5 protein-coding genes are annotated in these 5,691 nt (G+C 68.9%); all 5 read right to left on the bottom strand.

All coding sequences use genetic code 11. From position 1 onward, the window contains the following. A partial coding sequence (gene ftsH / locus K8V84_RS00865; protein ID WP_304069223.1) for an ATP-dependent zinc metalloprotease FtsH occupies nucleotides 1-1,771 on the bottom strand: 1,771 nt, incomplete at its 3' end. A gap of 255 nt (nucleotides 1,772-2,026) precedes the next feature. Beyond that, a complete protein-coding gene (gene hpt, locus K8V84_RS00860) occupies nucleotides 2,027-2,581 on the bottom strand; it encodes a hypoxanthine phosphoribosyltransferase (RefSeq protein WP_304069222.1) in 555 nt (184 codons plus the stop codon). Between the two features lie 120 nt (nucleotides 2,582-2,701). Then, nucleotides 2,702-3,682, bottom strand: a complete 981-nt coding sequence (tilS, locus tag K8V84_RS00855) for a tRNA lysidine(34) synthetase TilS (RefSeq protein ID WP_304069221.1) — start codon at nucleotides 3,680-3,682, stop codon at nucleotides 2,702-2,704. After that, nucleotides 3,679-4,758, bottom strand: a complete 1,080-nt coding sequence (locus tag K8V84_RS00850) for a zinc-dependent metalloprotease (protein WP_304069224.1) — start codon at nucleotides 4,756-4,758, stop codon at nucleotides 3,679-3,681. The genes tilS and K8V84_RS00850 overlap by 4 nt, the downstream gene beginning before the upstream one ends. A 168-nt stretch (nucleotides 4,759-4,926) precedes the next feature. Next, nucleotides 4,927-5,691 (bottom strand): D-alanyl-D-alanine carboxypeptidase/D-alanyl-D-alanine-endopeptidase (gene dacB, locus K8V84_RS00845; RefSeq protein WP_304069220.1); only part of this gene is annotated, 765 nt, incomplete at its 5' end.

Here is a 5,691-nt window from a genome sequence, read left to right as displayed (position 1 = left end):
GCTGTAGGACCAGGTCGTCGAGAACGTCCCGGTATTCGACGAGGACCTCGTAGGCCTCGTCGTGCGCCGACTCGATGAGGCGACGCACCTCCTCGTCGATGATGGAGGCGATCTCCTCGGAGTACTCGCGTGCGTGCGACATCTCGCGGCCCAGGAACGGCTCGCTGTTGGCGGAGCCGAACTTGCGGGCGCCCAGACGCTCGCTCATGCCGTATTCGGTGACCATGTTGCGGGCCAGGTTGGTGGCCTTGTCGATGTCGTTGCTCGCGCCCGTGGTCGGCTCGTGGAAGACGAGCTCCTCGGCGGCCCGACCACCGAGCATCATGGCCAGCTGGTCCATCATCTGCGAACGCGAGGTGAGGAACTTGTCCTCGGTGGGCACCGACATGGTGTAGCCGAGGGCTCGACCGCGCGGCAGGATCGTGATCTTGTGCACCGGGTCGGCGTTGGGCAGCGCGTGCCCGACCAGGGCGTGGCCGCCCTCGTGGTAGGCGATGACCTTCTTCTCACGGTCCGACATCACCCGGGACTTGCGCTCGGGGCCGGCCATCACGCGTTCGATGGCCTCCTCCAGGATCGCGTGGGTGATGACCTTCTTGTCGGCGCGCGCGGACAGCAGGGCACCCTCGTTGATGACGTTGGCCAGGTCGGCACCGGTCATCCCGGCGGTCTGGCGGGCGATCACCGCGAAGTCGACGTCGTCGGCCATCGGCTTGCCCTTGGAGTGCACCTCCAGGATGTCGCGGCGGCCGTCCAGGTCGGGGCGGTCAACGACGACCTGGCGGTCGAAGCGACCCGGGCGCAGCAGCGCCGGGTCGAGGATGTCGGGCCGGTTGGTGGCGGCGATGAGGATGACACCGCCCTTGACGTCGAAGCCGTCCATCTCCACCAGCATCTGGTTGAGGGTCTGCTCGCGCTCGTCGTGCCCGCCGCCCATGCCGGCGCCGCGGTGGCGGCCGACGGCGTCGATCTCGTCGATGAAGATGATCGCGGGCGCGTTCGCCTTGGCCTGCTCGAACAGGTCCCGCACACGGGAGGCTCCGACACCGACGAACATCTCGACGAAGTCCGAACCGGAGATGGAGTAGAACGGCACCCCGGCCTCACCGGCGACGGCTCGGGCCAGCAGCGTCTTACCGGTACCGGGCGGGCCCATGAGCAGGACGCCCTTGGGGATCTTGGCACCCATCGACTGGAACTTCTCCGGGCTCTGCAGGAACTCCTTGATCTCGTGGAGTTCCTCGATGGCCTCGTCGGCCCCGGCGACGTCGTCGAACGTGTTCTTGGGCGTGTCCTTGGTGATGAGCTTGGCCTTGGACTTGCCGAAGTTCATCACGCGGGAGCCGCCGCCCTGCATCTGGCTGAAGATGAACCAGAAGATGACGATGATGATGATCAGCGGCAGGAGGCTGAACAGCGCGGTCGTCCAGACCGGGGTGGTGGCGACGGAGACCTTGTAGTCCTTCAGCGCGCCGTCCGGATTCTGGCTCGACTCCTGGAGCATGGTGGCCAGTTCCATGCCCTGGCCCTCGACCCAGTAGGCCTCGAGGATCTCGCCGTCGACGGTGGTCAACTCGATGCGCTGATCACGATCGACGATCTCGGCATCCTCGACCTCGTCCTGCTCGATGAGCCGGTAGACCTCGGAGATGTCGGCTTCCTCCGGCTGTGGACCTCCACCGACGTCGAACACGCGGAAGCCGATGACGAGCATGAGGGCGACGACCAGGATCCAAATCCACGGGCCGCGGAAAATACGCTTCAGATTCATGTGAGCGGAACCCTGTCGGGTCCGTCCCTCCAGACCAGGCCGCCCGCCCCAGAGGACTGTCCGGAGCAGGACCTATCGGACACGTGCTCCCCGCGCTGACGCCGGGATATTCGACGGTACACCTCGCCGCGCCGGGCGGGCACACCGCTGAGGCCGGACGCGAGCCGTCATGGAAGCAACGACGACGACCCGTTCCGTTGTTCCCGAACCCCGCCCGCGTGGGCCATGACACGGTGGCGCGGGCGGGCCCGGGGACTACTTCTCGTAGACGTGCGGAGCGAGGGTGCCGATGAACGGAAGGTTCCGGTACTTCTCCGCGTAGTCCAGTCCGTAACCGACGATGAACTCGTTGGGCAGGTCGAAACCGATGTACTTGACGTCGAGGTCGACGTCGAAGGCCAGCGGCTTGCGGACCATGGTGCAGACCTCGACCGACTTCGGACCGCGCGAGCGCAGGTTGCCCACCAGCCAGGAGAGGGTCAGCCCGGAGTCGATGACGTCCTCGACGATCAGGACGTCACGGTCCTTGATGTCGGTCTCCAGGTCCTTGAGGATGCGCACCACACCCGAGGACGTGGTTCCCGCCCCGTAGGAGGACACCGCCATCCAGTCCATCGAAACCGAGGTGTGCAGCACTCGCGCCAGGTCGGCCATGACCATGACGGCGCCCTTGAGCACACCGACGATCAGCAGGTCCCGGCCCGCGTAGTCCGCGTCGATCTGCGCGCCCAGCTCGACCAGGCGCGCATTGATCTCTTCCTCGGTGACCAGAACCTTCTCCAGGTCCTGGCCCATGTCCTTAGCGTCCACGCTCACTGTCCTCGCTGCTGGATTCCCCGTTTGCGGCAACCAGGATAAACGTGCCGAACGTGGCGAGGGTCCCGGACCACGACAGAAGAGGGCAGTGTCACCACGTGTCCCGACCCGGCTTCACTCCGTGAAGTGAATGCGACCGGCCGTGCGGCGGCCCCGGACGCCACCGGGCAGATCGATGTGGGCCTGACCACGCCACTCCGTGATCAACCGTTCGAGTTCGCGCACGTGGCGGGCGGTGAGGTCGGTGGCGGGGCAGCCGGCGTCGAGTGCGGCGCGGCGCAGCACACGGGTGCGCAGTGAGGTGTCGGCCTCCTCCAACGGTCCGACGGCCAGGCCCTCCTCACCGGAGGCGGCCTCCAGCGCGCGGTCGTGCAACGCGGCTGCGAGGGCGTCCAGGGTGTCGGCGTCGGCCCGGAGCATGGTCGCGGTGCGCGCCAAGGCGGCCGCGATCCCTGGGCCGAGCGTCCTTTCCAGGGCGGGGAGCGTCTCATGACGCACCCGGGACCGAGCGAACCGCGGGTCGTGGTTGTGCGGGTCCTCCCACGGGCTCAGGTCCATGAGCCGGCAGGCCGCGCGGACCGTGGCCCGGTCCAGCTCCAGCAGGGGACGGCGGTAGGCCCCGGACGTGGCGGACATCCCCGCCAGGGAACGGGCCCCCGAGCCGCGGGCCAGTCCGAGCAGGACCGTCTCCGCCTGGTCGTCGAGGGTGTGTCCGAGCAGCACCACCGCCGGAGCGTGCTCCCGAACGGCCGTGTCCAAGGCGTCGTAACGGGCCCTTCTGGCCGCCGCCTCGGGTCCACCCGAGCCGGCCACCCGGACGGTGGCCACGTCCACGGGGTCGAGGCCGAGCCCGCGCAACGCCTTGGCGACCCCTTCGGCCCGCTCGGCCGAGCCCTCCTGGAGTCCGTGGTCCACGGTGACGGCGCCCGCCGCGCGCCCCACCCGGGGCGCCTCGAAGGCGAGCGCCCCGGCCAGAGCCAACGAATCCGCTCCGCCGCTACAGGCCGCGAGCACGGTGGTGTCGGCCGGCAGGGCGGACAGAACCCGCCGGACCGCCGAGCGAACGGCGGCCACGGCGGGGGGCGGCCCGCTCACTCGCTGATGGCGGCGGGGCGCACGACCCGTTCGATCCACGTCGAGGGGTTACGGATCTCCTCGATGGTGGGCAGGGTCTCGGGCGAGGTCCACACCTTGTTGAACTCGGCCATGCCGACCTGGGCGACCACCTGTCGGACGAAGCTCGCACCTTCCTCGTACTGCTTCATCTTCATGTCCATGCCCAGGAGCTGACGCATGATCCGATCGAGCGGGTTGGCCCCCTCGCGCCGCTTCTGGAAACGGGCCCGGATGGTCTCGACCGAGGGCACGACCTCGGGTCCGACCGCGTCCATCACGTAGTCCCCGTGCCCCTCGGCCAGGCTCATGACCGCGGTGACCCGGTCCATGAGCTCGTTCTGCTCCGGGGTCTGGAACGCGGTGAGGAGGTTTCCCTCGCCACCCCGCACGGCTTCGGCCACGGCCTCGCCGGCCTGCCGGAGACGGTCGATGAGGTCGGAGGCGTCCATCTCCGTGGACAGCAGGAGTTCCTGCATGAGCTGCTGGACGTGGTCGCGCAGCCACGGCGTGGCCGTGAACTGCATCCGGTGGGTCTCCTCGTGCAGGCAGACCCACAGTCGGAAGTCGCGAGGGTCGACGTCCAGCTCGCGTTCGGTGTTGACGATGTTGGGCGCCACCAGGGTCAGTCGCCCGGTCGGCGAGTGCCCGTCCGGGTCCGGTGGCAGGAAGAGCTCGTACTGGCCGAGGACCTTCCCCGCCAGGTAGGACAGGACGGCGCCGAGCTGCATCCCGGTCACCCGTGAACCGACCGCGCCGGCCAGGCTCCCGGCCGGGCTCTTGTTCAGCCGATCGGCGCCCATCTGTTCGAGTACGGGTTCGAGCACCACCCGGAACCCGTTGACGTTGGCTCGAATCCAGCCGGGTCTGTCCACGATGGTCGCGGGTCCCGAAGGTTCGAGGGGGTTCATACCGGTGAAGTCGCGCACGTGCCCGGCCGCCACAGAAGAGAGGTCGCGCAACTGCGCGACGGCCTGCCGTGCGTCGGCCAGATCCACCTGTGGCCCAGGGCGCACGAGGCGGACACCGGTGTTGACGGCTACGTCCCAGTCGATCACAGTCACATCGCCAGCCTACCCACGGCAGGCCCGGCGGCACGGGGATCAGGGATCGAATTCAGGGCAGACCCCGGGATCGCCCTGAGCCGACCCGAAACGAACCCGTGCGAATCGTCCCCCGGCGGGCGGGCCCCGCGGTGGAGCTCACCGTGGGGCCCGCGGACGACCTCACGAACAGCCGCACTCGGCGAGGGCGGCGGCGAGGGTGTCCAGAGCCGGACCGGTGGCGGCCTGATCGTTGGCCATGAAGGCGAACACGAACGTATTGCCCTCCTGGTCGTGGATGGTGCCGGCGAGGGTGCTGACACCGTCGAGCGTCCCGGTCTTGCCTCGGACCATGCCGGCGGCGTGGTGGGAGGTGGAGTACTCGGAGTAACGGCCCGCGAGCGTGCCGGTGGAGTGCGCGGTGGGCAGCCCGGTGAGCGTCGCGTTGAGTTCGGGGTGGTCACCGGCGGCTTCGAGCAGCCGGACGAGGGCCCGTGGGGTGATGCGGTTCTCGGTGCTCAGACCGCTGTTGTCCGACAGGTCGACCCCGTCGATACCGAGACGGGCCATGACACGGTGAGTGGCCTCGGCGGCACCGGCGAAGTTCGCCTCCTCCCCCGACTCCAGTGCGGCGACGTGGCCGAGGGCCTCGGCCATGTTGTTGTCGCTGGCCAACATCATGAACTCGACGAGAGAACTCACCGGCGCGGAGTCCACGAAGGCCACCGGCTCACCGACGGACTCGGCCTCTCGCGGGTCGCCCTCGACGGTGAGCCCGGCCCGCTCCAGTTGGTCGGAGAAGGCCTCGGCGGCGGCCATCGGCGGGTCCGGAACACGGGTGGACACGTCCGGTTCGACCCTGCCCTGGTCGACCAGCAGCGCGTGGATGGTGGCGGTGCTGCCCTCGGTCACGTAGTTGGGCTTCCACCCCGGCCCGGTGTCCGAACC

Source organism: Nocardiopsis listeri (assembly GCF_020741345.1).
Classification (GTDB): domain Bacteria; phylum Actinomycetota; class Actinomycetes; order Streptosporangiales; family Streptosporangiaceae; genus Nocardiopsis; species Nocardiopsis listeri_A.
The sequence above is the reverse complement of the archived record's forward strand: the minus strand, read 5'-3'. Positions and strand labels throughout refer to the sequence as shown.